At 48.7% G+C, this 21,484-nt stretch carries 18 protein-coding genes; 6 read left to right on the forward strand and 12 right to left on the reverse strand.

Going from position 1 to position 21,484, the window contains the following annotated elements:
- Positions 1–128: 128 nt before the first annotated feature.
- Positions 129–356: a helix-turn-helix transcriptional regulator gene (locus tag ACTRXD_RS14770; RefSeq protein WP_442432554.1), complete on the reverse strand. Its 228-nt coding sequence runs from the start codon at positions 354–356 to the stop codon at positions 129–131.
- Positions 357–1,376: 1,020 nt separating this feature from the next.
- Between ACTRXD_RS14770 and sixA the strand changes: the two genes are divergently transcribed.
- Positions 1,377–1,874 carry a phosphohistidine phosphatase SixA gene (gene sixA, locus ACTRXD_RS14775; protein ID WP_442432555.1) on the forward strand — a complete coding sequence of 166 codons (498 nt, stop codon included), beginning with the start codon at positions 1,377–1,379 and terminating at the stop codon, positions 1,872–1,874.
- Between the two features lie 108 nt (positions 1,875–1,982).
- Here the strand turns inward: sixA and ACTRXD_RS14780 are convergent, their stop codons facing one another.
- The 4 genes from ACTRXD_RS14780 to ACTRXD_RS14795 all read right to left on the reverse strand — a co-directional run bounded on the left by ACTRXD_RS14780 (position 1,983) and on the right by ACTRXD_RS14795 (position 5,740).
- Positions 1,983–2,375, reverse strand: a complete 393-nt coding sequence (locus ACTRXD_RS14780) for a bactofilin family protein (protein ID WP_442432556.1) — start codon at positions 2,373–2,375, stop codon at positions 1,983–1,985.
- Positions 2,376–2,699: 324 nt separating this feature from the next.
- Complete coding sequence (locus ACTRXD_RS14785) at positions 2,700–4,259, reverse strand: Ppx/GppA phosphatase family protein (protein ID WP_442432557.1); 1,560 nt, start codon at positions 4,257–4,259, stop codon at positions 2,700–2,702.
- 98 nt (positions 4,260–4,357) lie between these two features.
- Complete coding sequence (locus ACTRXD_RS14790) at positions 4,358–4,669, reverse strand: winged helix-turn-helix domain-containing protein (RefSeq protein ID WP_442432558.1); 312 nt, start codon at positions 4,667–4,669, stop codon at positions 4,358–4,360.
- Positions 4,670–4,942: 273 nt separating this feature from the next.
- A complete protein-coding gene (locus ACTRXD_RS14795) occupies positions 4,943–5,740 on the reverse strand; it encodes an inositol monophosphatase family protein (protein ID WP_442432559.1) in 798 nt (265 codons plus the stop codon).
- A gap of 453 nt (positions 5,741–6,193) precedes the next feature.
- On the opposite strand from ACTRXD_RS14795, the gene ACTRXD_RS14800 reads away from it, so the two are divergent.
- Together ACTRXD_RS14800 and ppk1 are read left to right on the forward strand one after the other, a co-directional pair.
- Positions 6,194–7,636: a CHAD domain-containing protein gene (locus ACTRXD_RS14800; protein ID WP_442432560.1), complete on the forward strand. Its 1,443-nt coding sequence runs from the start codon at positions 6,194–6,196 to the stop codon at positions 7,634–7,636.
- 133 nt (positions 7,637–7,769) lie between these two features.
- The gene (gene ppk1, locus ACTRXD_RS14805; protein WP_442432561.1) at positions 7,770–9,929 is read left to right on the forward strand and encodes a polyphosphate kinase 1; all 2,160 of its coding nucleotides are present in this window, start codon (positions 7,770–7,772) and stop codon (positions 9,927–9,929) included.
- A 433-nt stretch (positions 9,930–10,362) separates the two neighbouring features.
- Here ppk1 and ACTRXD_RS14810 read toward each other — a convergent pair whose 3' ends face one another.
- Positions 10,363–11,430 (reverse strand): sugar phosphate nucleotidyltransferase, encoded by a 1,068-nt coding sequence (locus ACTRXD_RS14810; protein WP_442432562.1) that lies wholly within the window; start codon positions 11,428–11,430, stop codon positions 10,363–10,365.
- Positions 11,431–12,157: 727 nt separating this feature from the next.
- Between ACTRXD_RS14810 and ACTRXD_RS14815 the strand changes: the two genes are divergently transcribed.
- Entirely contained in the window at positions 12,158–12,697 is a 540-nt protein-coding gene (locus ACTRXD_RS14815; protein ID WP_442432563.1) for a Slp family lipoprotein, read from the forward strand.
- 88 nt (positions 12,698–12,785) lie between these two features.
- Here ACTRXD_RS14815 and ACTRXD_RS14820 read toward each other — a convergent pair whose 3' ends face one another.
- Both ACTRXD_RS14820 and ACTRXD_RS14825 read right to left on the reverse strand, forming a co-directional pair.
- Positions 12,786–13,640 (reverse strand): tetratricopeptide repeat protein, encoded by an 855-nt coding sequence (locus ACTRXD_RS14820; protein WP_442432564.1) that lies wholly within the window; start codon positions 13,638–13,640, stop codon positions 12,786–12,788.
- A 334-nt stretch (positions 13,641–13,974) separates the two neighbouring features.
- Positions 13,975–14,154 (reverse strand): hypothetical protein, encoded by a 180-nt coding sequence (locus ACTRXD_RS14825; RefSeq protein ID WP_442432565.1) that lies wholly within the window; start codon positions 14,152–14,154, stop codon positions 13,975–13,977.
- Between the two features lie 388 nt (positions 14,155–14,542).
- Here ACTRXD_RS14825 and ACTRXD_RS14830 point away from each other — a divergent pair, with 388 nt between their 5' ends.
- Together ACTRXD_RS14830 and ACTRXD_RS14835 are read left to right on the forward strand one after the other, a co-directional pair.
- Positions 14,543–14,815: a hypothetical protein gene (locus ACTRXD_RS14830; RefSeq protein ID WP_442432566.1), complete on the forward strand. Its 273-nt coding sequence runs from the start codon at positions 14,543–14,545 to the stop codon at positions 14,813–14,815.
- A 428-nt stretch (positions 14,816–15,243) separates the two neighbouring features.
- The gene (locus ACTRXD_RS14835) at positions 15,244–15,678 is read left to right on the forward strand and encodes a hypothetical protein (protein ID WP_442432567.1); all 435 of its coding nucleotides are present in this window, start codon (positions 15,244–15,246) and stop codon (positions 15,676–15,678) included.
- A 220-nt stretch (positions 15,679–15,898) separates the two neighbouring features.
- On the opposite strand, the gene phoU is transcribed toward ACTRXD_RS14835, so the two are convergent.
- From phoU to ACTRXD_RS14855, 4 genes are all read right to left on the reverse strand, one after another.
- Positions 15,899–16,561, reverse strand: coding sequence for a phosphate signaling complex protein PhoU (phoU, locus tag ACTRXD_RS14840; protein WP_442432770.1), 663 nt, complete (start codon positions 16,559–16,561; stop codon positions 15,899–15,901).
- A gap of 29 nt (positions 16,562–16,590) precedes the next feature.
- A complete protein-coding gene (gene pstB / locus ACTRXD_RS14845) occupies positions 16,591–17,397 on the reverse strand; it encodes a phosphate ABC transporter ATP-binding protein PstB (protein ID WP_442432771.1) in 807 nt (268 codons plus the stop codon).
- A 115-nt stretch (positions 17,398–17,512) separates the two neighbouring features.
- On the reverse strand, positions 17,513–19,144 hold the full coding sequence (pstA, locus tag ACTRXD_RS14850; RefSeq protein WP_442432568.1) for a phosphate ABC transporter permease PstA: 1,632 nt from the start codon (positions 19,142–19,144) through the stop codon (positions 17,513–17,515).
- An 11-nt stretch (positions 19,145–19,155) separates the two neighbouring features.
- Complete coding sequence (locus tag ACTRXD_RS14855; protein WP_442432569.1) at positions 19,156–21,459, reverse strand: ABC transporter permease subunit; 2,304 nt, start codon at positions 21,457–21,459, stop codon at positions 19,156–19,158.
- Between the last annotated feature and the right edge of the window lie 25 nt (positions 21,460–21,484).

A 21,484-nucleotide genomic window follows, 5' to 3' on the forward strand; every position in this document is an offset into this window, starting at 1 on the left:
GTGTTGAAGAATGACCCAGGATGGGGCTAGATGAATTTGGAACACTTCTTTTTCTTCTCATCCTTCCTGTGCACCCTTAATTCATATCACGGAATTGATGAGTAACTGTTTCCAGCAGTCTCCTTTCGTCAAATCGTTTCTCGATTCATGACCTCTTCTGGTAGTTCTCGTATTTGCTGTCTGGCTTGAACTAAGGCTTGTCGGCCGGATCTGGTGATGGTGTAGGTTCTTCGGCGGCGTCCCGATTGAAGCTCCAGTTGGCATCGGAGATATCCTGCCGCTTCCAGTCCGTGCAATGTTGGATAAAGGGTGCCTGGACTCAGCTGGTAACCATGGCTAGCCAATTCCTGAGCCAAATCAACCCCACAGACGGGCTCCTCAGCGGCATGGTTAAAATATGGATTTTGACGAAACCCAGGAAAAATTGGCGCACCATGCGCCGAGTAGGCTCGTGATTACTGGTGGGCATAAAGACTTCAGCTTGGGAAATTAGATTCTGTTATCGTTTATCGATATCGATTTTCGATACTATTAGCGCAAATTTCCCAATTGTCAAGATGGTCATTACACGTCGCATGCGTAGGAATGAGAGGCACAAACGAAACTAGATCACCTCGCCATTAAAAATTCTTTCCTAAAGCAACCATCCCCGAAGCATACGGTGCCCGTATTCTTGGGCTATGGTTTGTGTGCTTTCTTCTCCTGATTATGATGCTCTCTGATCATGAAAGGTTTATTTCACAAGCCTGTCTCTTTGGTTTCAGCATCTTTGGCAATACGTATGCTGTGTTGGCTTATGTCAGGCATTCCTCCATGGATACTTAGGTTGGCCTTACACAAACACATAATTGGTTGATCGGCGTTAAAAAAACGCCAGCTGACTCCCTAATCATATACCTTCAATTTGTCGAGTTCATGACAGGCTGAAATCAGGCTGGAAACCTCAGACTGGTAACCAGCGTTGTCCTTCTGCGCTAGTTATCCCTACTCGCCCCTGCTTCCTTTTTATCGTCGTAGGCGTGCCCCATATCGACATCCTAAGAGAAAATCGCGATGTAATTATACCGTTATCAAAGATTACCGTAGCCGTCGTCGGAGCAGTTATCTTGTAGCCAAAATCCTGGGCTTATGGGTTTTCTGCCCAAAATGATTGACAGAGAAATGCCAAGACGTTGCTTTGCCCCATTCTATGGTTGCCTTCGTTGCGCAATTTCAATTCCAAGTGAACACTTTCTGTGTATTGCTCATTGGGGTGTCCCGGTCTTCAGTTTCACCTTGGCAATTTTTAACTTTTGCAGAGGCTGTAGAGATGTTATTTTTGAGGTATGATAATCGAACTAGTCGCTCATAATGGGTCAAAATAAGGAGATGTCCATATGAATTGTCTTCTACTTCGCCATGGCATTGCCGTTAACACCGAGGAATGGGAGGGCTCTGAACGCGAACGCCCTCTGACGAAAGAAGGGATTACCAAAACCAAACAGGTGGCTGCAGGGCTCAAACGAATCGGCATAAAGCCCTCCCACCTTTTATGCAGCCCTTTAATCCGTACGCAACAAACGGCGGAGATTACCAAGGAGGCTCTACAGATCAAGGCAACCATTCAGCTTTGTCCTGAGTTGGTCTATGATCAATCGCCCATACTGCTATTCGAGATTTTACAAACATTGCCAAAGGATGCCTTCGTCATGTGCGTCGGGCATGAACCTCATCTTGGCCAAACAGCCGCATTGATGATTTTTGGAAAAAACTGCTCCGGCCTTTCAGTCAAAAAGGCTGGAAGCTGTCTTATTTCTTTTGATGGAACCGTCGGAGTAGGGCAGGGCAATTTAGTATGGTGGATGGCCCCTGCGCAGCTCAGAGCGCTACGCTAAGGGCCTTGTGGACCACACTTCACCATGAGTCGTGGGAATAAGAGAACAATACGCGTTCGATGCCACGGCTTTTCACTCGATACATCTGTTTAAATACGTACATTTGGCTTAGGAGGCTGCAGGGCACACCACCCCCATTTTCACCAGTCCATTGACGAAGACGCCTTCTTCTAGCAGAAAAACCGGTGCATCGATTTTCCCTTCCAATGTCGCTGGGGCCAAGAGCTGTATCTTTTGTTGAGCAACAAAGTCCCCTCGTAAAGGACCCTGTGCGACAATGTCTTTAGCCTTAACGGTGGCTTCAAGCTTTCCATCTTTTCCCACTTGAATCAGATCGCTTCCATAAATCTCCCCTTCAACAAATCCATCAATTCGCGCCATCCCCTGGACTTTTAACACACCGCTCAATCGACATTTCTGGCCTAAATACATTTGATACCCTTCCTCTTCAAGTCCTGCCGTTGACACTTGCAATGCGCCCTTTTCATAGGATTCTGCCATAACTCCTCCTTGTGGTTGGGATAGGACGTTTCTGTTTGAAAGGAAACCAGAAACTCAATCTGTCGAACCGTTAGATTAAAGAGAGCGACGCAAACGGTACCACCCCCAATTGGAGGGATAGGGCAAATTTCATTCCGGCCACAAATTATCTCAAACAAAAGGGTATCTGTCTTAACGTGAAAAAGAAGTCAGCTTAAAAGGAGCGCAAGGGGAGAGTGCACGGAGGAACTCGAGAAAGGCCTGGCTAACTATCGTTTACGGGATCAAGCGATATTCCGGAAAAATGAGTTTCTTTTTAAGAAAGACAAGCACGACGAGAAGCCATTAGGCGACCGATTTAGATTTAACTGTGGGCGCCACCAATTCAACAGGACAATGAAAAATTTTCTCAAACAGTTTTTTCCTTCGTTCTGTCGTCCACAACTCCAATTCCGGGTCATAGCGAAACAAGACATGGAGGCGCAGAGGCTTCCCGAGTTCAATGGAAATTTTCCTGACCACAGAAAAATGACTACGATCCAGACCATCGGCAATTCGTAAAATCGCACTGAGACATGGCACAACTTTTCTCTGATCGCGATTTAAGAGGCGAAATCCTTTATGCCTGATCGTAGGTTGGCCGCGTCGATGATATCGGGCCACGTTGGCGATAATGGCTACTTCTTCAGACGAAAACCCGGGAAGATCGGCATGGGTTATCAAATAGTAGGTATGTTTGTGGTGTTTATTCTCACTAATATGATGCCCAATATCGTGAAGGATGGCCGCATATTCCAACCACTCCCGTTCTCTGTCGCCAAGTTGATGCAATGATTGGGTCTGATCGAACAAACTTAACGCCAATTTCGCCACATGATGCGCATGGTTTTTTGGATATTGATAGCGTCTGGCCAACAATAAGACCTGTCGGCGACGAACCTGAGGAATTTCCTGTTCCGCCCGCAACCCTGCCTGATGCTGTTGGATGAAATCGTAAATGACCCCTTCACGAATCGCTTTATCACTGATGCGCGCTTGTTTGACCCCGATACGTTCCATAAGCATACGCAACACCAAGACACCGGAATACAGGGTATCCACACGTCTGGGGTCCAGGCCGGGGATCTTCAACCGCGCCTGCGTATCTTTTGTCCGCAATAGCCTCTCAACCTCTCTGACTTCATCTAACTCGATCGTGGCCATGTCGATTTGTGTGAGGGGCCTCCCGGTCCGTGTCAGATAAATGATTTCCGTGAGGTTTCCCGCCATCCCCGATGTGGCCACAAGTTGATTAAATTGAAGGTCACGTTTCTTCGAGGATAAAGATTTCTTCAAAGTTTGACTGACCAGATTTTCCAGACGTTGGATCATTTTTCTATCAGGAGTATCTGCTTTGAGGAATTGATCTTTCAACCTAATCGCTCCTAGTTTGAGAGTCCTCACAAATTTTAAGCGCGTTTGCGTACAAGCCATTAATTCCACCGATCCGCCCCCGATATCCACAATCATGGCGGGAAAATGGGCGAGGTCCATGCTATTCCTTACGCCTAAATAGATGAGGCGGGCCTCTTCCTCACCGGTGATGACCCGCACCCGAAGACCAAGCTCTTTGCGAACGAATTTTAAAAAATCCCCTCCATTTTTTGCCTCGCGGACCGCACTGGTGGCAATCGGTAATATAGGATCAAATCCCTTATTCTTTGCCAGCATGGAAAATCGTTTTAGGACGCTCAACCCACGGTCCATGGCCTCTGGAGACAGCCGCTGAGATGTAAAGGTTCCATCCCCCAACCTGGCCATTTCTTTTATACGGTCAACAATCTTATAGGAAAACCCTTTTCCAATTTCGGCTAAAACCATGTGAATGGAATTGGTGCCAATATCGATAACCGCAAGCCGTTTCATAGGGCTAAACTCCTTCAAAATGGGTTTGGCTCTACCCGTTCATTCCCACAAGGATTCCGTGGTCAATACAGGCATCAGACTTTGCAAGGAGGAAATCTTCAGGAGGAGACAGGATAATCATCAATGATCGGAATACGATACCCCACACCCCAGACTGTTTCAATAGTGGGGCCTTGATCGCCCAATTGCTGTAGTTTCCGCCGGAGTCGGACTATATGAGCATCTACGGTCCGAACTTCAACAGAGACCTGCGGTCCCCAGACGCGTTTCAAGAGATCCTGGCGATACAGAAACCTCCCCTCGCAAGCAAGCAATTGTTCCAATAACCGAAATTCAAGGCGTGTGAGAAGGACCGCTTGCGCTCGAAAGACAACTCGAAATGTTTGTGGATCAAGGACAAGATCCCTCATAGCGATCACCTGACACTCTCGGATAATCTGGTCATTCCCTATGAACACATCCGAATCAGCCATAAAAATTTATACGTATGGTACCAGACCTAGCGGAAATGGTACCCGACACACATTTCCTACCCGTTATGGGAAGGTTACAAACGGGTAAATCTCAGCCGATTACATGCAGAGAATTCGAAACACGGGAGACATGCTTATGATGGGCGCCTGATACAGCACGGCAGGAATGCTCTAAGAAGGAACGCATCGTCCCGAAAAGCCCCGCTGATTTTAAAAGGCGAGTTCCCGCACAAGATGTTGAACGAGCAAACGATTCCCAAATACTGCATCAACCTTTCCGGAAACCTTCGAGGGACGAAGGATTGCCGCCCCTCCAGCTTCCTCGATTAACACCTGGGTAGCCAGGATATCCCACGGGTTCAAGGCTGGATCCACCATTGCGCCAAGGGCTCCACTGATCACCAGGCTATGTCCAAAACAATCGGTATACCCACGCACATACCCGGACATGTTTAATAGTTGATGATAATCCGCCTCCCGATGAACACTGGAAAATTGAGCAAAATCGCCTGCCCCGATAATGGCCTTTTCAATAGGGAGCTCTTCTGGAAGATGCAAAGCTTTTCCTTGTCGGGTGGTCCCTTGTCCCCTGGCCGCGGCATAGGTGAGTCCAAGCATGGGAAGATGAATCACCCCGAGGACAGGAAAGGTTTCCCGAGTATCAACCAAGGCGATAATGGTGCCGAATAACGGGATCCCATGGATAAAGGATCGTGTTCCATCGATAGGATCCACGATCCATTGCCATCTTGTTCCTGTTCCCTGAAACCCTCCTTCTTCACCAAGAATATCAAGAGGCCCGATTGCGGCGTTGGAAAGCAATTGAGTACGGATAAGCGCTTCCGCCTCTTGATCGGCTTGAGTCACCGGTGAACCATCGCTTTTTTCTCTGATACGGAGATCCTGCGTTTCAAAATAAGCTCGAATGGGAACAGCCGCCACGTGGGCCGCCTCGACAGCCGTTTGCAACAATTGAGTCAGTTGCTTACTGGACAAGTCTTCATACATCAATTTTTCTCCTGTGTAGTCTGTCCCTCACTTCCCCTCCTGGTAGTATACTGAACTCCCGTTTTTGGTGACATAGGTTTTCTCGTATTCCGGAATACAAAATGTTTTTTACCAGTCCTATTCAGATTTAATCACCCATCGTGTGACAGAGCTTGCAGGAAGAGATACCCGTTTCCTTAGATCAAGTGCGCTCACCCCGTGATCACCGGGGCGTGAAAGTGACCCCATAGGCCCTGCAGGGGAAAACCCGACATTTATCAGGTAAATATAGGTGATTACCCGAAAACTTCACACTTTTTTGCGATCCATTCAGGTAAAATGAGACCGATTTTTTCCTTTCTTTTTCAATGATTTTCTGAGAAAGTAGCGCGTATGTCTTGAATCTCAACCCAGTCCCGTGAAGATTTCTTTCAAACGGACCACGGCACATTGAATATTGCAAGATGAGTTGTTATGCCATGGAAAATTCACCAAACGATTGAAGACGAAATTAAGTTTCGGATTCCATCTGGTTTCCAAATTCCTCCCGACATCGGGGAACCGATCCCGACCCGCGTATTCACATCCACCTATTTTGACAGCGAGCAACATCGACTCGGGCAATTGGGTCTGACACTCCGAAAACGAGTGGAACATGCCCATGGGGTCTGGCAATTAAAAATACCCAGCGGTGCCGTTCGCCTGGAGTTGAGAATTGATTCCGGCAGTCGCAGCATTCCCTGGGAATTTCAGGACTTATTAACGGCTTTTTTTAGAAAACAGGAGGCCATTCAACTCGGAAAACTCCGGACAAAGAGAAAAGGGGTACGCATTCGGGAAGACAGCCAGATTATCGCGGAAGTCGTCCAGGATTCCGTGGCCCTCATTAAAAACAAAAAAGTTGTGCATTCATTCCAGGAATTAGAGGTTGAATTACAGGAAGGCACGGCCGCACAACTCAAGCCTATCCGAAAAGTCTTGCTTCATGCCGGGGCAGAAGAGAAACCTTTACAACCCAAGATTTTTCAGGCACTACACCTTCCCTATCCGCTTGCCCTCGAGTTCAGTGATTCTTCAGCACCACCGACAGAACATATTCGAGAAAGGCTTCATTCCCAATTTCTTCAGATGTTGCAACATGATCCCGGGACCCGTTTGGGTCGGGATAGCGAAGCGCTCCATCGCATGCGAGTCGCGACCCGCCGCATGAGAGCCATCCTTCGAGCGGTACGTATGTTTTTCGCACCCGAATGGACAGAGCATGTCCGCCAGGAGCTGGGCTGGGTTGGCTCTTTGTTGGGCGAGGTCAGAGATTGGGATGTCCTTTTAAGTTCATTTCGGAAAAATTTCCATGACCTCTCCATACAAGAACAGCGTGCATTTCAATCAATTCTCCAGAAATTTGAAGATCAGAGATCTATGGCCCGGGCCAAACTTCTGGAGGAATTTCGTAGCGACCGGTATCTCAATCTCCTGAATCATTTTGAGGACTCACTAACCCGTTTACCATTTCAGCTGTCTCCACTCACGATTACCGATATAGCGAGAAAAGCCTTTCACAAAGTTCAGGATTTTGTGAATACCTCAAACAGCTCTTTCCCGAAAGCTGAACTGCATCGCACTCGAATACTCTTAAAGCGAGCGCGATATGCGCTTGAACTCGCCGAGCCCTTGATTGGCAAACGTGCCAAACGGTTTCTTGAACAAGCGAAATACACTCAGGATCTGCTGGGTCAACATCAAGATGCTCTGGTGGCCGAGCAACGGCTCCTCGCTCTCAAACAACATTCCCGGGGAATCGGCATCCCTTATGTCACCGGACTGATGGTGGAACGGTTACGCAACCGGCAATCCCAGGTGTATCAACAAATCCCGAAACAATGGAAAAAACTTCAAAAACAAGGGGAAAAACTATAAAACCTTAGGCCAATCCTCTATGAATCGTTTACGTCGGCATAGACCCGTTTTATTGGGATGATAATAGGCCAAAGTCACCTCGAACAGGTAAAATGACTCTTCATTCAAAACAGGCATAATAGGAGATCTGAACATGACTCATCAAACAAAACCAACGGCTCCCAAAACACCTGAGGTCATTGATAATCTCGATGACCCCAAGCTGTACCTGAACCGGGAACTAAGTTGGCTCGAGTTCAATAAACGGGTACTGGAAGAAGCCGAAGATCCGAGCCACCCATTACTGGAACGAGTAAAATTCCTTTCGATTTTCTTCAATAATCTTGACGAGTTTTTCATGATCCGGATTTCCGGATTACGCGAACAATTGTCCAGCGGGGTATTGGATGCCGCATTGGATGGGCTGAGTCCTTCGGATCAATTAGGACAAACCCGTGAAGCTCTCCTAAAGTGCTTTTCCCGTGTAAACCGGTGCTGGCAGGATGACCTGTTTCCCCACCTGGTAAATGCGGGCATCCGCATTCTCTCCTATCCAGACGTCAAACCCAAACAACTGGCTTTACTCCGGCGATATTTCCGAAAGGAAATTTTTCCGGCCCTGACCCCGTTGGCCTTTGACCCCAGTCATCCCTTTCCTCATATATCCAACCTCACGGTCAATCTCGCCGTGGTGGCTAAAGACCCTGATCGTGGAGAATGTTTTGCCCGCCTAAAAGTCCCATCTAATTTTCCACGGCTTGTCAGGATTCCGGATGAATCCCAGGTATCCGACGATGAACAACTGGGATTGGGATCTGGACCAGAAAGCACCGTTTTTGTCTGGCTTGAAGACATCATCGCAGCCAATCTGGATTTGTTATTTCCCGGTCTCATCATTGAATCCTCCTACTTTTTTCGAATTACCAGGGATGCAGATTTTGAAATCGAAGAAGATGAAGCCGGCGACCTCCTGGCTGCCATCGAAGAACAAATTGATTTACGCCAATTCGGTTCGGTCGTGAGATTGGAACTGGACCGGCATATGCCGGATTCCATCAAAGATATCCTGGTCCGAAACCTGAAATTAGCGCCCTATCAAGTCTACACCTATGATTTCCGTCTCGGCCTTTCGAATCTCATTGAGCTCACAGCCATTGACCGACAGGATCTGAAATTTTCACCTCATTTCCCCAATATGCTGCACGACTCCTCCTCAAAAGAATCACTGTTTTCACTCATCAAACGCGAGGACATCTTCCTTCATCACCCATTCGACAGCTTCTCACCTGTCGTCGATTTCATTCGACAAGCCGCTCTGGACCCGAAGGTAATAGCGATCAAACAGACACTCTATCGAGTGGGTATCAACTCCCCAGTGGTCGACGCCCTCATGGAAGCCCGACAAAATGACAAGCAGGTTGCCGTTCTCCTGGAACTCAAAGCCCGATTCGATGAGGAAAACAATATTGAATGGGCAAGAAAATTAGAAGATGAAGGCGTGCATGTGGTGTATGGTGTCCTGGGCCTGAAAACACATGCCAAGGTCTGCATGGTCGTTCGTCGGGAATCGGATGGCATTCGTCGATATCTACATCTCGGAACCGGAAATTATAACCCCATCACCAGCAAGTTCTATACGGACTTTAGTTTATTTACCTGTCACCCGGTATTCGGCGAAGATATTACCGATCTATTCAATGCCTTGACGGGATATTCCAAAAAAGACTCCTACGCGAAACTCTTGATTGCGCCGATGGGGATTCGAACGAATATCATCAAGCGAATCAATCGGGAGATATCCCGCCAACAAGAACATGGAGACGGCTACCTGGCCTTTAAGGTAAATTCTCTCGTCGACAAAGCATCTATTCAGGCTTTGTATCGAGCCTCTCAAGCTGGGGTCAAGATTGAACTCATGGTCCGTGGGATGTGCGGGCTCCGCCCCGGCATCCCAGGACTTAGCCAGACCATCACGGTCACGTCTCTCGTGGGACGATTTCTTGAGCATTCCCGCTGTTATTATTTTCGTAACGGAGGGCAGGATGAATTATTTCTGGGAAGTGCGGATCTCATGCCCCGCAATATGGACCGGCGGGTTGAAGTTTTATTTCCGATTGAGAATTCCACACTGCGAACCTTCATTGTTGAGACCATCTTACGTCCCTACCTGAAGGACAACATGCACACGCGACAACTCCAAGCCGATGGAACCTACACTCGCGTCAAGCCTTTGGAAAATGAAGCACCATTTCAGGCCCAGGATTGGTTTATTGCAAACTGGAAGGGGAAGCCCACCCAGCCGCCTTCCTTCTGAAGACAGTGAATGAGAAGTCGTCGGTTTTTTTTAGCTAAGCCAACACATCTCCCCGCCTCTGTCAAAATTAACTCGTGGCTTCGCCAGGCACTAAAAACCAATTTTCAGAAAGAAACACTGTTTCCAATTCCCTCAGCGGACATCCTTCTTGGTAATAGGCCGGCTCCCACTCCAGACCACAACTACGGCACCGCAATTGGATCGTACCGGATCTGTCCTGCGACGAAGCTTTTGGGGCGCAGTCTCCCTCACCTTCCGATCTCACTCTACTCATACATTCCCTCTCTTTCTCTTGGAACATCTCCTGAAACCAAGCCCCGACAATCGGGGCTGGCCCTTCATCCTAACCCGGGCCATCAGGGTGGCCATCGACTGTGAGCCTTATGGCCAGTCATCCGGGCGACACAGGCATCGCATTGAATCATCAGATTCTCTAGCCCATAACAATGGTGAATTCCTCCTGAACTGTCTTGTGCTCAGGAGCCTTCATCCAAGTCTTTCGAGCCGACGGACCCTTCGCTTCAAAGAGTTCATACCCGCTCATATACGCGAGAGTCTCCTGAATGCGCTCCGGCCTTCCCCAATCACTCCAATAAACCCCGGTCAGGTCCATCATGTGTAATTGCTGAGGAATCAGCGACAACAGATCACTGGAAAAATTTCTCGTGGGCATCGTCCGATAGAGATGCTGTAATCGTTGAAGTTCGCTTGAGGTACCAATCCCGCCCGCATGTTCTTCAAGAGGCAGCACCACTTCCGGAATACACTGACGACCGGCTTCCCATAAGGTTTGGACATTGGCAATCAACACCAAGGTATTCCATTGCCCTCCACTCAGGGCAATGTCCTCAAGCTGGGACCCTTGTGGTTTTTCCACAAATCTTTGCACTTCCCTGATCTGAATCCCTCCAGAATGCGGAAGACGATCACCTGGAATTACCCACCCATAGTCTTGTTCACGCGATTGAGGAGGAACAGTCAACAACACCATACGATGAGGTTGTTCCTGGACCAGGGCCGCCGCCTCACGAACCACTTGAATCATTGGCTCAACCGGGAAAATGAAATGATCTGAGGGCCACAGAACCACCGTGGCCTGAGGATCATGCGCTCGGATATAGGCAAGCGGCAGAAACACGCCAGGTCCGGTTCCTCGATTGTCGGGTTGCCAAACTAAGCGGCCCAGAGGTTCCTGGATCAATTGCGTCCGTACATAGCCCCAGTGTGATTGATCCATCACCGTCACAACCTGGTGGGGTAAGCAGAGAGCTTTTGCCCGCCTCCACGTATGTTGGATCATCGATCGTTTTCCAAGAAACGCACAATATTGCTTCGGTCGATACGAACCAAAACGCTGTTCGGTATAGTCCCGAAGACGCTCCCCATGTCCCCCGGCCAGGACCAAAGACCACAGGGAACCAGGGCTCTGTGAACCTACCTGAGTAGTTGAACCTTGTGAATACCGTGAGAAACCTCCGCGAGTGTCAATCCATTTTTGCATACCATGCTCCTTCCGCATGCGCTGGTGTATGTTGATGATTATTCTTACCCAGACTTTACGCAGCAGAAATGACACCCCCATCACAGGCAGGTAAATTTTTTGTGACAGACGCTAAGAGCCCGAAGCGGGAAAAACTAACAAGAGAATGGGACGAAGTGAAAAGAGCAGGAAGGGAGACAGAGTTAGGTCGGATTCATCTGACGGGTAATTTTTCCTTCAACCCATTACACGACCAATGAGGCCACATCCGTCGCGTGATCGGTGCAGAGATGGTCTCAAGAATGTGTGACAGAATGTTCCACTACAATTGATGAACAATGTTTGGCCATGGATTATGAGTCGAACCCGTGACCCGTCCATATTTTTGGCCGAATGGAATGTTGATTTTTCCGGATCTTGCTAGGTTCCTGCTTTCTAGGCCAGTTGGAGAAGGAGTTCTTTGGCTGAGTTGATCTTTCCCATCCTCTTCTTGACGGGATGGTTGCTGCGAATTCCCCTGACGGCTGATCGCTCATGATGCCCGACGCTCCAGGCCAACCATTAAATTCGAATGGGAATTTAGGAGTGGAAAATATATTTTCCTTGATTACGTAAAATTCATTATTAGAAATAGTTTTGTCACAATTGTGAAATTTTCTAAGGTTACCTATATGTTATTTGTAGGTTAATAAAACAGGGAGTAGAATGGTTTATAAGTAAATAAAGTTACAAATTAAGGAGGTGTATCGTGAGAAATTCAATTATTCTTGCGGTTGGGGCTTCGTTAACATTCAGCATGGGGTGTGCCTCGCAATCTCTTTTCCCTTCCAATGGGAGTGAAGCTTTGAAATCAAAATCAGATTTTGGTGTCTTAACGGCACAACCTGATGTGTATCAAGGACGAGCGATTAAACTGGCAGGGCGTATGATCGGCGTCGAAGACACCGCGGAAGGGTCCATTGTAAGAGCGGAATGGTTGCCGTATCCTAACAATGAGTTTGAGGGGCCAACTGACAAAAGACCGATGAAATCAGACCAATTTGCCTTTTTTTATCCTGGACAACTTGATTGGGAGGGGAGGTTACCCGGAAATAAATTTCTTGTTGTCGGGGTAATGGAAGGGACCACATCAATGGTTTCGGCAGTAGGACTATCTCGAAAGGTGCCTTACCTCCATGCCCGTTGCCTTCACGTGTGGAAAACGGGGGGTACAGAAATTGAGCACCATCAACCGAATGTTGATTTGGGTTATCCGGTCATGAAAGAGATGTATTGTTCCGGCACGTAAAGCCCAGATGTAAGGCGACCCTGCTGTAGTCCTTGTGGCTTAGGAATGGCAGGGTCGTCATTTTCAATCTTCTCTCCTTGTGTAAACGTTACAACAATTGAGGTGCGGCCGTGGAATGGAGAGCTTTGCTGCAAGCTTGAAAAACATTCCGTGCACACGCCAATTGATATTCCTGGGCAGCGTTCACTAAATCTCCTGCCATTGATAGGGCTACCGCTCGATTGTAATGGACCAACCCCCCATCTGCCCCCAGACGGATCGCGGCGGTAAAATCCTGAATGGCTAACTGCGTATTTCCTTCCCCTAGAGCAAGAAGTCCTCGACTTTCATACGCCTGAGGAAGCGAACGATTGAGATGGATCGCCTCATCCAGATCCCTTCTGGCTTCATCCACAAACCCGGTTTTCATATAGTCCACAGCCCGGTTGAGATAGATCTCACTCTGATGATTATCAAGTTGTAAAGCTTTTGAATAATCGCGAATAGCTTCTTGATACCGACCCAGTCGACTAAAGGCCAAACCTCGATGATTCAACGTTTGGGGTGAATCAGGGGCATGCTCCAAAATTTGTGAAAAATTTCGTAATGCTCTGTCAGGAAACCCCGCCTGCAAATAGGCTAGCCCAAGGTTATCGGTATATTGGCGGTTTTGTGGAGCCAGTCTAACCGACTGTTCAAAATCCTTAATCGCTCTAACCCACTCTCCTCGCCTAGCATAGACATACCCCCGAGCATTTAAGATCTCGGGCTGATGAGAATTCTCTCGAAGAGCCATTGAAAATATTTCTTCCGCTTCATTGAGCCTTCCCTCATTGAACATCTGTTCTCCCTGAACGAGAGCAGTCGAGACACCATTCACCGAATTCACGCTTGCACAACCAATGGGACTCACAATAAGGCCAAAGACCAGACACAATTGAATAGGAATAATCCAACTTTTCATTCGAAACCTCCAACGCATTTGGGAATTCCTCGCTCTGCCAAGTATTGTGTGTCATAATTGTTACCCAAAAATGTCGACTATGTTACGTCCATGTTAAATTCACCTTGTGATGAATTGACTCCAAACCATCATCAATCCCATCACATTTTTTGCACTGGTCCCGATAATTCTGTTTTTGATTATGGACGGGCAACCGTAAGGCATGTCATGCCTCGAATCCGCCCTTCTCCAGAAAAACTCCTAACAGAATGATTTTGAAAGATATCGAGGCCTGTCCGACTGTCAAAGAGGAATTGGGCACGGTTGGTCTATGGGTAATTCAAATCATTCCTGGTTATCCGCCGGATGGTAAAATAGAGCGCCGGGTAAGCCCTTGAGTGATCGACTTGTTATTCGAAAGCATCGGCCGTGTCTCCAGAAAAGATTTAAGCCATGTTGATGGGTTTTTCTCTTCAGGGAGTGTTGAATAATAAGGATGTTCAAGGGCAAATTTGCGCAGGATGAGATTACCCATCAAAGGCTCCGGGTCGGTTCAAAAAAGCATGCACTGAGTCTTCCCGAAGGGTTTGTCCAGTCCTGCCCTGAGTCATGCCGAAGGGAAGGCCGCAGCCGTTTTTACGCGCGGAGCGTACGCTTCGTACGTGAGCACGGGAAAATGGCGAGAACGCCGCTGGCGGCTTTTTTCAACAGGCCCCTTCACAGACCCAACCCTTCCCTACCACATACTTGGAAAGGCGGTTTGTCAACGCAAAAAAATGACAGGACAAATAGGGTACTGAGTTTGGTAAATATGTAGAGTTGCAAATTAGAAAAAAAAGGATACGATATAAGAACTCATTTAAACTTGAGCGAAAATGCACCGTAATGAGTCGATTTTGGCAACGTAAAGGAGGGGTTAGCTCATGAGGATCAGGCCTGGAGACTTCGTTGTTTTCAGCAAGAGCAAAAATTCGTCCCATCCAAGTCCGCGAGCCAAAGCCATCCAGCCTACCCAACACGGGGAATGCTATTCCTACATCATTGAAAAGTTTTGGAAGGTGGTGCAGGTAATCGATGATGGAACTATTGAAGTGGAAACTCGGCGAGGGAAACGACACCGTTTGGATAAGAATACGCCGATGATGCGCAGGGCTGGCCTTATGCATCAATTAATTTACCGGGATCGCTTTTTTTAAAACCAAATAGGAAAATCTTCGATACAAGATTTTTTCGCGCGATCTGTCGTGATCGCATGTACCATGCGCCTGACTTGTCAATCATTCATCTAATCAATAAGCCTGGTTCCTCAAGGGGATTGGCGGGGTTGTTTAACGGGAGATTGGGAGCATTCCTGCTGAATCCGACAGATATGAGAAATGTATGAAATGTTACCCGTGGTACACCACTTGTGTCTGCAGGTAAGAGCGATTCCATCAACCATTGCCTACCCAGCCATCAGAAGGAACGGGAATTCTTTTCTTTGGTGTATCTTGACAGTCTTGGTGCTTGGTGTGTCCTACTGACTCTTGTCGTGCACGGCTGTGCACACCTCCCGAGCTTTCCAATTCCAGAAGTGCCAATCATCAAAACTGCAGAGGATTATGATGCAGTCAGGAATTATCCGATGCAGTTTCACAACCAACCGGTTCAACTTGCCGGACGTATTGTACGTGCCGAAACGACCACAAGGGGTGTGACAGTTAAGGCAGAGTGGTTACCCTTTCCTGAAAATACCTATTCAGGACCGGAGACACGGTCGACTCCGGAACCCCAACCCCATCGTCCCTTCTTTATGCATTTTCCCGGAACTATGGACGACGACGGTAAGTGGCAAGGCAATGAATTCCTCCTGATTGGCCACGTGGCAGGTCTGGAAGACATGGTAACGCTTCAAGGACAAACGAAAGCCGTTCCCTCTTTCAATGCCCAATGCCTCCACATTTGGAAAACGGCAGGCACAGATCTTTACGAATTTATCGGGATGGCTCCCCTTAATATGCGATACCCTCCTCCTTTAGAGGAAACCTATTGTGTTGACCAAACCATTTCTGAAAACTAGCGGGGTTGATCCTGTTCCGCATTCAGTTGGCAGAAACCACCCGCAGTGCGTCTGAGTACCTATCCACTCGGACCATACCTGGGCCTCAAGACCGCCATCTACTTGAACGCTCCAAGAGCTCCTCACGATACATTCTGTCAGGAATGATAAGTAAAATTCCCTCTGCCTGAGGATTACAGAGCAGAGGAAAAGCCAGAGAGTAACGTGCCTGACATGATGACTAACTAGCTGGGGACATATGGCGGATGATTTTTCCCTCCACCATATATACGACCAATTCCGCCACATTCGTCGCATGATCGGCAATCCGTTCAAGGTATTTCGAGATAAACGACAGCCGGATCGCACGCGAAATGGTTTGGGGATTTTCAATCATAAAAGACAACAGTTCGCGAAATATTTGTTCATTCAGTTCATCCACGTAGTCATCCTCATTGAGAACCTGTCTGGCAAGGATCGAATCTCCTCGCACAAACGCATCCAAGGCTTCTCCCACCATTTTAATGGCACGCTCGGCCATACGCGGAATATCGATATACGGTTTCAATTGAGGTTCGGCATGCAGTTCGATGGCACGCTCACAGATATTTTCCGCCAAATCGCTCATACGCTCTAATTCGGTGGAAATTTTCATGGCCGTCGTGACAAACCGAAGGTCTTTCGCCGCGGGTTGGTGGAGCGCCAACAATTCGAGACAGAGTTCGTCGATGACCACATCCATCGTATTCACCTGACGATCATTCTGAATGACCTGATTCGCTATGTCATCATCACGATCCACAAGCGCGTTAAGCGCTTGACGAATTTGCCCTTCAACAAGCGCTCCCATGCGCAAAATTCTTTGCCTGAGATCCGCCAATGAATCATCAAAGTGTCGCTTCATCATGATCCTTCATTCAGGTCTACCGGAAATCAGCCGAACCGCCCCGTCACATAATCTTCCGTTCGGGAATCGCCCGGATTGGTGAATATTTTCTTGGTGCCATCAAATTCGATTAATTCCCCTAGCAAGAAAAATCCCGTCAAATCAGAGACTCGGGCAGCCTGCTGCATGTTATGTGTCACAATGACAACTGTGAGCCGCTCTTTCAACGTATGAAGAAGCTCTTCAATCCTCCCGGTGGAGATCGGATCCAGTGCCGAACACGGTTCATCCATCAACAACACTTCTGGATTCACCGCAAGTGCCCTCGCAATACAGAGTCGTTGTTGTTGACCTCCCGACAAGCCCAAGGCACTGGTATGTAACCGATCTTTGACTTCGTCCCACAATCCTGCTCCCTGAAGACTTGTTTCAACGATTTCGTCAAGGATGGCACGTTTGCGGATCTTCTGCAATTGCGGACCATAGGCCACATTCTGCCAGACGGTTTTGGGAAACGGATTAATCTTTTGAAAGACCATACCAACCCGGGTTCGAAGATCGGTCGCATCGACTTCAGGTCGATAAATATTTTCCTTATCCAGGAGAATGGTGCCTTCGACCCTGGCACCATCGACCAGATCATTGAGGCGATTGAGACAACGCAAGAGAGTCGATTTCCCACAGCCTGAAGGTCCGATAAATGCCGTCACTTTATTGGCGGGAACGGTCATATTCACACATTTGAGCGCCTGAACGGTTCCGTAGTAAAAGTTCATATTTTGAATAACGATTTTTGCAGGTCCATCCGTTAATGAATGTTGAGCCGTTTCGGATTCTACAAATGTCTTCTTCATGGGATCCGTCTGCCTTGTTTCAACCACCAGCCTCAGAGGCTTTGCCCCGGAGGTCTTGACCAGAGACATGGATTGTTCCAAAAAATTCTGCTCGATTTCCATAATTGTACCTCATTTAGACCGAAGCACCAGCATAGCGCTTCCGCATCCGGGTTCGGAGCGAAATTGCCGTCATGTTCAAGAGGAGGACGACCAGGACCAGGACCAGGGTTGTCACATAAACCATAGGCTTTGCCGCCTCCACATTAGGAGATTGAAATCCTACGTCATAGATATGAAAACCCAAATGCATAAATTTTCGATCAAGATGCAGAAAAGGAAACTGACCATCAACCGGCAGGGCCGGAGCAAGTTTGACCACGCCGGTTAACATGAGTGGCGCCACTTCCCCCGTAGCCCGGGACACAGCAAGAATCAACCCGGTTAAAATCCCCGGCATGGCGCAAGGCAGCACGACCCGGATGAGGGATTCAAATTTTGTTGCGCCCAACCCCAACGATCCTTCCCGATATTCCATGGGAACTGCCGATAATCCTTCTTCCGTCGCAACAATCACAACTGGAACAGTCATGAGGGCTAGGGTAAGTGAAGCCCATAACATTCCCCCGGTCCCAAACGTCGGATTCGGCAAGGAAGCCGAAAAAAATAATTGATCAATGGTTCCTCCCACCGCATACACAAAGAACCCCAGACCGAATACACCAAAGACAATTGACGGAACTCCCGCAAGATTATTCACCGCAATCCTAATCATTCGGGTTAATGGGCCTTGTTTGGCATATTCCTTTAAATACACGGCAGCCAGGACCCCGAACGGCACCACCACCACACTCATCACCAAGACCATCATGACCGTACCGAAAATCGCAGGGAAGATCCCACCTTCGGTATTTGCTTCCCTTGGCTCTTCAGTTAACACGTTCCAGAAGTTTTCCACATACATCAGGATTTTGTCCGACACAGCCATGGCATTCGGACGCCAGGCCTTTACAAGGCCGCCAACCGGAAAGATTCTTTCCTCTCCCGTGACATCAATGAGGGTGATGCGATACCGGTTCAATCGCTCATACAACCCCACCAATCGTTCGATCTGCTCCTGATAGGCCGCTTCCCGTTGTTGAATCTCCCGTTGAAGAAGGTCGGCGGAATCCTGAGAAATTCTCCCTTTTGATTCCAAAACCTTCAGATTCAGGCGCGCCCGCTCCATGTCAGCGTTTATGGCGCCGATCACATCGTGTTCAATATGATGAATGTCCTGGTGAAGAGCTTCGGCCTGCTCCAGGAAGGGATACCAGATGTCCCATCCAATATCCCGGTCCTGAGCCAGACGCGTCTCCCCGTCCCACACTTCCGTGACCCAGCCATAAAAGTTTCCCCACTCCCGTCGTTCAAATGCGATGACATCCTGAGGCCAGGTCCGTTGGGCAATGTCGGCTTCATCAACCCATCGGAAATCCAGTCCGTACACATCCCGATTGCCCACCTTCAGTTGGATGCGAGACTGTCCATCGGGAAAATCTGCGCTGACGGTTTCCGGAATGCGCTGGGTATCCACGATTTCCCCGAGCACCCGGGTGTCATCCTTGAGCGTGAACTGCACGAGATCCTTCGGCCAAAAATAGCCCATACCATTAACGAAAATAAGCGCCAGGAGGCCGCCGATCAGAAGCAGAGAACAGGCTAAGGCACCACCTGCCAACCAGATAAATAATGTGCCGGATGCAAAAAACCGTTGGAAAAATTTCATGGCTGCTCGACTTAAAACTGAGAATATTTTTGGCGGAGCCGTTGCCGGACGATTTCGGCAATCGTATTAACCGTAAAGGTGAAGCCAAACAAAATCAGACCGGACAGGAACAACACACGATACAGGGTCCCGCCATGAGGAGCTTCAGGCATTTCCACTGCAATGTTGGCCGAGAGCGTCCGAAATCCATTGAACATACTCCAATCCATGATCGGGGTATTTCCTGTGGCCATCAGTACAATCATCGTTTCGCCTATCGCACGCCCAAATCCGATCATCAATGCCGAGAAGATCCCCGGACTGGCCGAGATGAGAACTAACCGGGTCAAGGTCTGCCAACGTGTCGCTCCCAGGGCCAGAGATCCGGCGACAAGTTGCTTCGGCACATTGGCAATGGCATCTTCAGCAATACTGAAAATAATCGGAATCACCGCAAAGCCCATCGCAAAACTAATGACAATGGCATTTCGCTGATCATACGCTAATCCCAAATTTTGTATTAACCATTGTTTGAAGTTTCCTCCAAACAACCAGCCCTCAATTGACTGATTAGCCATCAAACAGGCACTCACCGTGAGAACGATGGCAACCATCATGACCATCAGATCAAAGCCATACGCCTCAAAGCGCTTGACCCGAATAGGAAGAAATTGCCACGCCAGACAACAGACGGCAATCACCAGAGGAAGCAATCCCACAATAGCCACCACCGCAGGGAAAATCGTTTCTAACAGAGGAGCAAACCAGAGGCCCGCGAGAAAGCCCAATACCACCGACGGGAGAGCCGCCATTAATTCCAGAGACGGCTTCACCACAGCTCGAAGATGGGGATGCATGAACATCGCCGTATAAATGGCTCCCATAACCGCAAGAGGTATGGCCAACACCATGGCATACAAGGTCCCCTTCAACGTCCCAAACATGAGTGGGATGAGTCCCAATTTCGGCTCAAACTCATCCGACCCACTGGAGGATTGCCAAATCATCTCCGGACGGTCATAGCCTTCATAGGTCACCGGAAAAAATAAGGATTTGAACGTCACCTCCGGATGGGGATTATCAATAGCATAGGTCTGAAGTGTGCCGTCTTCCTCCAACCAGACCACGCCATCGGCTTTTGGAGCATAGCGTAGCGATTCGATGGGTTTGCCCCTACCAGGAATTTCTAAAATCGTTTCTCCAGTCGTGGAGTGATGAAGCAACACGGTTCCCTGATCGTCGGCCGTGAGAAACCCCTTATCCCGTTGGGACACCGAGAGACTTGTCACCGAACGGGCATGAGAGGTGAACGTATGGACTTTTCTCAAGATTTTCCCGGACGGCCCGGATTCATCAGCTGAGAACCCCCACGTACTCACGCTACCAGAGCTAGTGCCGGCCACCAGCGTTCGTTCGCCTAACACATATGAGAGAGCAGTCACGCTATCCCCCGTCGCACCAACCGGAACGGATTGAGGCATGGCATCAAATCCCTGCCGTTCCCATTCCCATGAGAGGAGATGTCCATCGTTCGTCCCGGCCACCAATCGTTTTCCCACACTATCTAGAGCCAAAGTCCTCAGATGCGCCTTCGGCGGAAGGACCAGCCGATTTGTTGTGACAACGACGTCATCCGAAAAGGAAAAATCCCCTGGTTCTTCAATCCTGGTCACCCAAAGCTCCCCGCTTCCGGTGAGAGCCACAACGGTTTGAAATTCCTCTCTTCGAGTGACATGCGCATGGAGGATTATCCCCGTTCCGTCAGGAACCACCCGCACAGGATCGTTGACCTTCACACTCGGGAGAATGGTCCGTTGGTCCCCTTGGAAATCCGAGCGATACAGTATCCTGACCAGATAGACGAGTCCCCGATCGGTCCCGATACTAAGGGTATGGCCTTTTAACCCGACACGCACCACAGAAGTCGGCTCACCGTCGATCGCCAACTCCCCTCCCGCCTCCGGTATTGACGTGCCATTGGGTAGGGCAAGAAATTTGAGCTGTTTACCCTCCAAAATAAACGGAACTTCACGGTATTCATCAATCCCCACCACGATGTGAGTCCGTTCGGAACCTTGAGTCCCGGGAAGTGCCACGGGCAGAGTCAGTTCAGGAGAGACGGTCGCAGGTTGAAACAAAGGAATGACTTCCCACACCAGATACACAAAAATGCCAAGGATACTGACAATCGTCGCTAGGCCTCCCGCCCCAACGATATACTTGGCCACACGATCAATCAGGTGACGGATCCGCCTTCGAGTGCCAGGACGGGAAACGCCAGCCAATGATTGTCTATTAGATTCCAAAGAAGAAGAGGAAGATACGGGGGGCATCATGTGTAGTTGTTGGGAAGGGGAAATG

The organism is Nitrospira sp. T9 (assembly GCF_052156535.1).
Classification (GTDB): Bacteria; Nitrospirota; Nitrospiria; order Nitrospirales; family UBA8639; genus Nitrospira_E.

Coding starts and splice junctions, on each gene's coding strand:
- sixA (WP_442432555.1), top strand. CDS start 1,377: ATGAATTGTCTTCTACTTCGCCATGGCATTGCCGTTAACACCGAGGAA.
- ACTRXD_RS14780 (WP_442432556.1), bottom strand. CDS start 2,375: ATGGCAGAATCCTATGAAAAGGGCGCATTGCAAGTGTCAACGGCAGGA.
- ACTRXD_RS14785 (WP_442432557.1), bottom strand. CDS start 4,259: ATGAAACGGCTTGCGGTTATCGATATTGGCACCAATTCCATTCACATG.
- ACTRXD_RS14790 (WP_442432558.1), bottom strand. CDS start 4,669: ATGAGGGATCTTGTCCTTGATCCACAAACATTTCGAGTTGTCTTTCGA.
- ACTRXD_RS14795 (WP_442432559.1), bottom strand. CDS start 5,740: ATGTATGAAGACTTGTCCAGTAAGCAACTGACTCAATTGTTGCAAACG.
- ACTRXD_RS14800 (WP_442432560.1), top strand. CDS start 6,194: ATGCCATGGAAAATTCACCAAACGATTGAAGACGAAATTAAGTTTCGG.
- ppk1 (WP_442432561.1), top strand. CDS start 7,770: ATGACTCATCAAACAAAACCAACGGCTCCCAAAACACCTGAGGTCATT.
- ACTRXD_RS14810 (WP_442432562.1), bottom strand. CDS start 11,430: ATGCAAAAATGGATTGACACTCGCGGAGGTTTCTCACGGTATTCACAA.
- ACTRXD_RS14820 (WP_442432564.1), bottom strand. CDS start 13,640: ATGAAAAGTTGGATTATTCCTATTCAATTGTGTCTGGTCTTTGGCCTT.
- ACTRXD_RS14825 (WP_442432565.1), bottom strand. CDS start 14,154: ATGGGTAATCTCATCCTGCGCAAATTTGCCCTTGAACATCCTTATTAT.
- ACTRXD_RS14830 (WP_442432566.1), top strand. CDS start 14,543: ATGAGGATCAGGCCTGGAGACTTCGTTGTTTTCAGCAAGAGCAAAAAT.
- ACTRXD_RS14835 (WP_442432567.1), top strand. CDS start 15,244: ATGCAGTTTCACAACCAACCGGTTCAACTTGCCGGACGTATTGTACGT.
- phoU (WP_442432770.1), bottom strand. CDS start 16,561: ATGAAGCGACACTTTGATGATTCATTGGCGGATCTCAGGCAAAGAATT.
- pstB (WP_442432771.1), bottom strand. CDS start 17,397: ATGAAGAAGACATTTGTAGAATCCGAAACGGCTCAACATTCATTAACG.
- pstA (WP_442432568.1), bottom strand. CDS start 19,144: ATGAAATTTTTCCAACGGTTTTTTGCATCCGGCACATTATTTATCTGG.
- ACTRXD_RS14855 (WP_442432569.1), bottom strand. CDS start 21,459: ATGATGCCCCCCGTATCTTCCTCTTCTTCTTTGGAATCTAATAGACAA.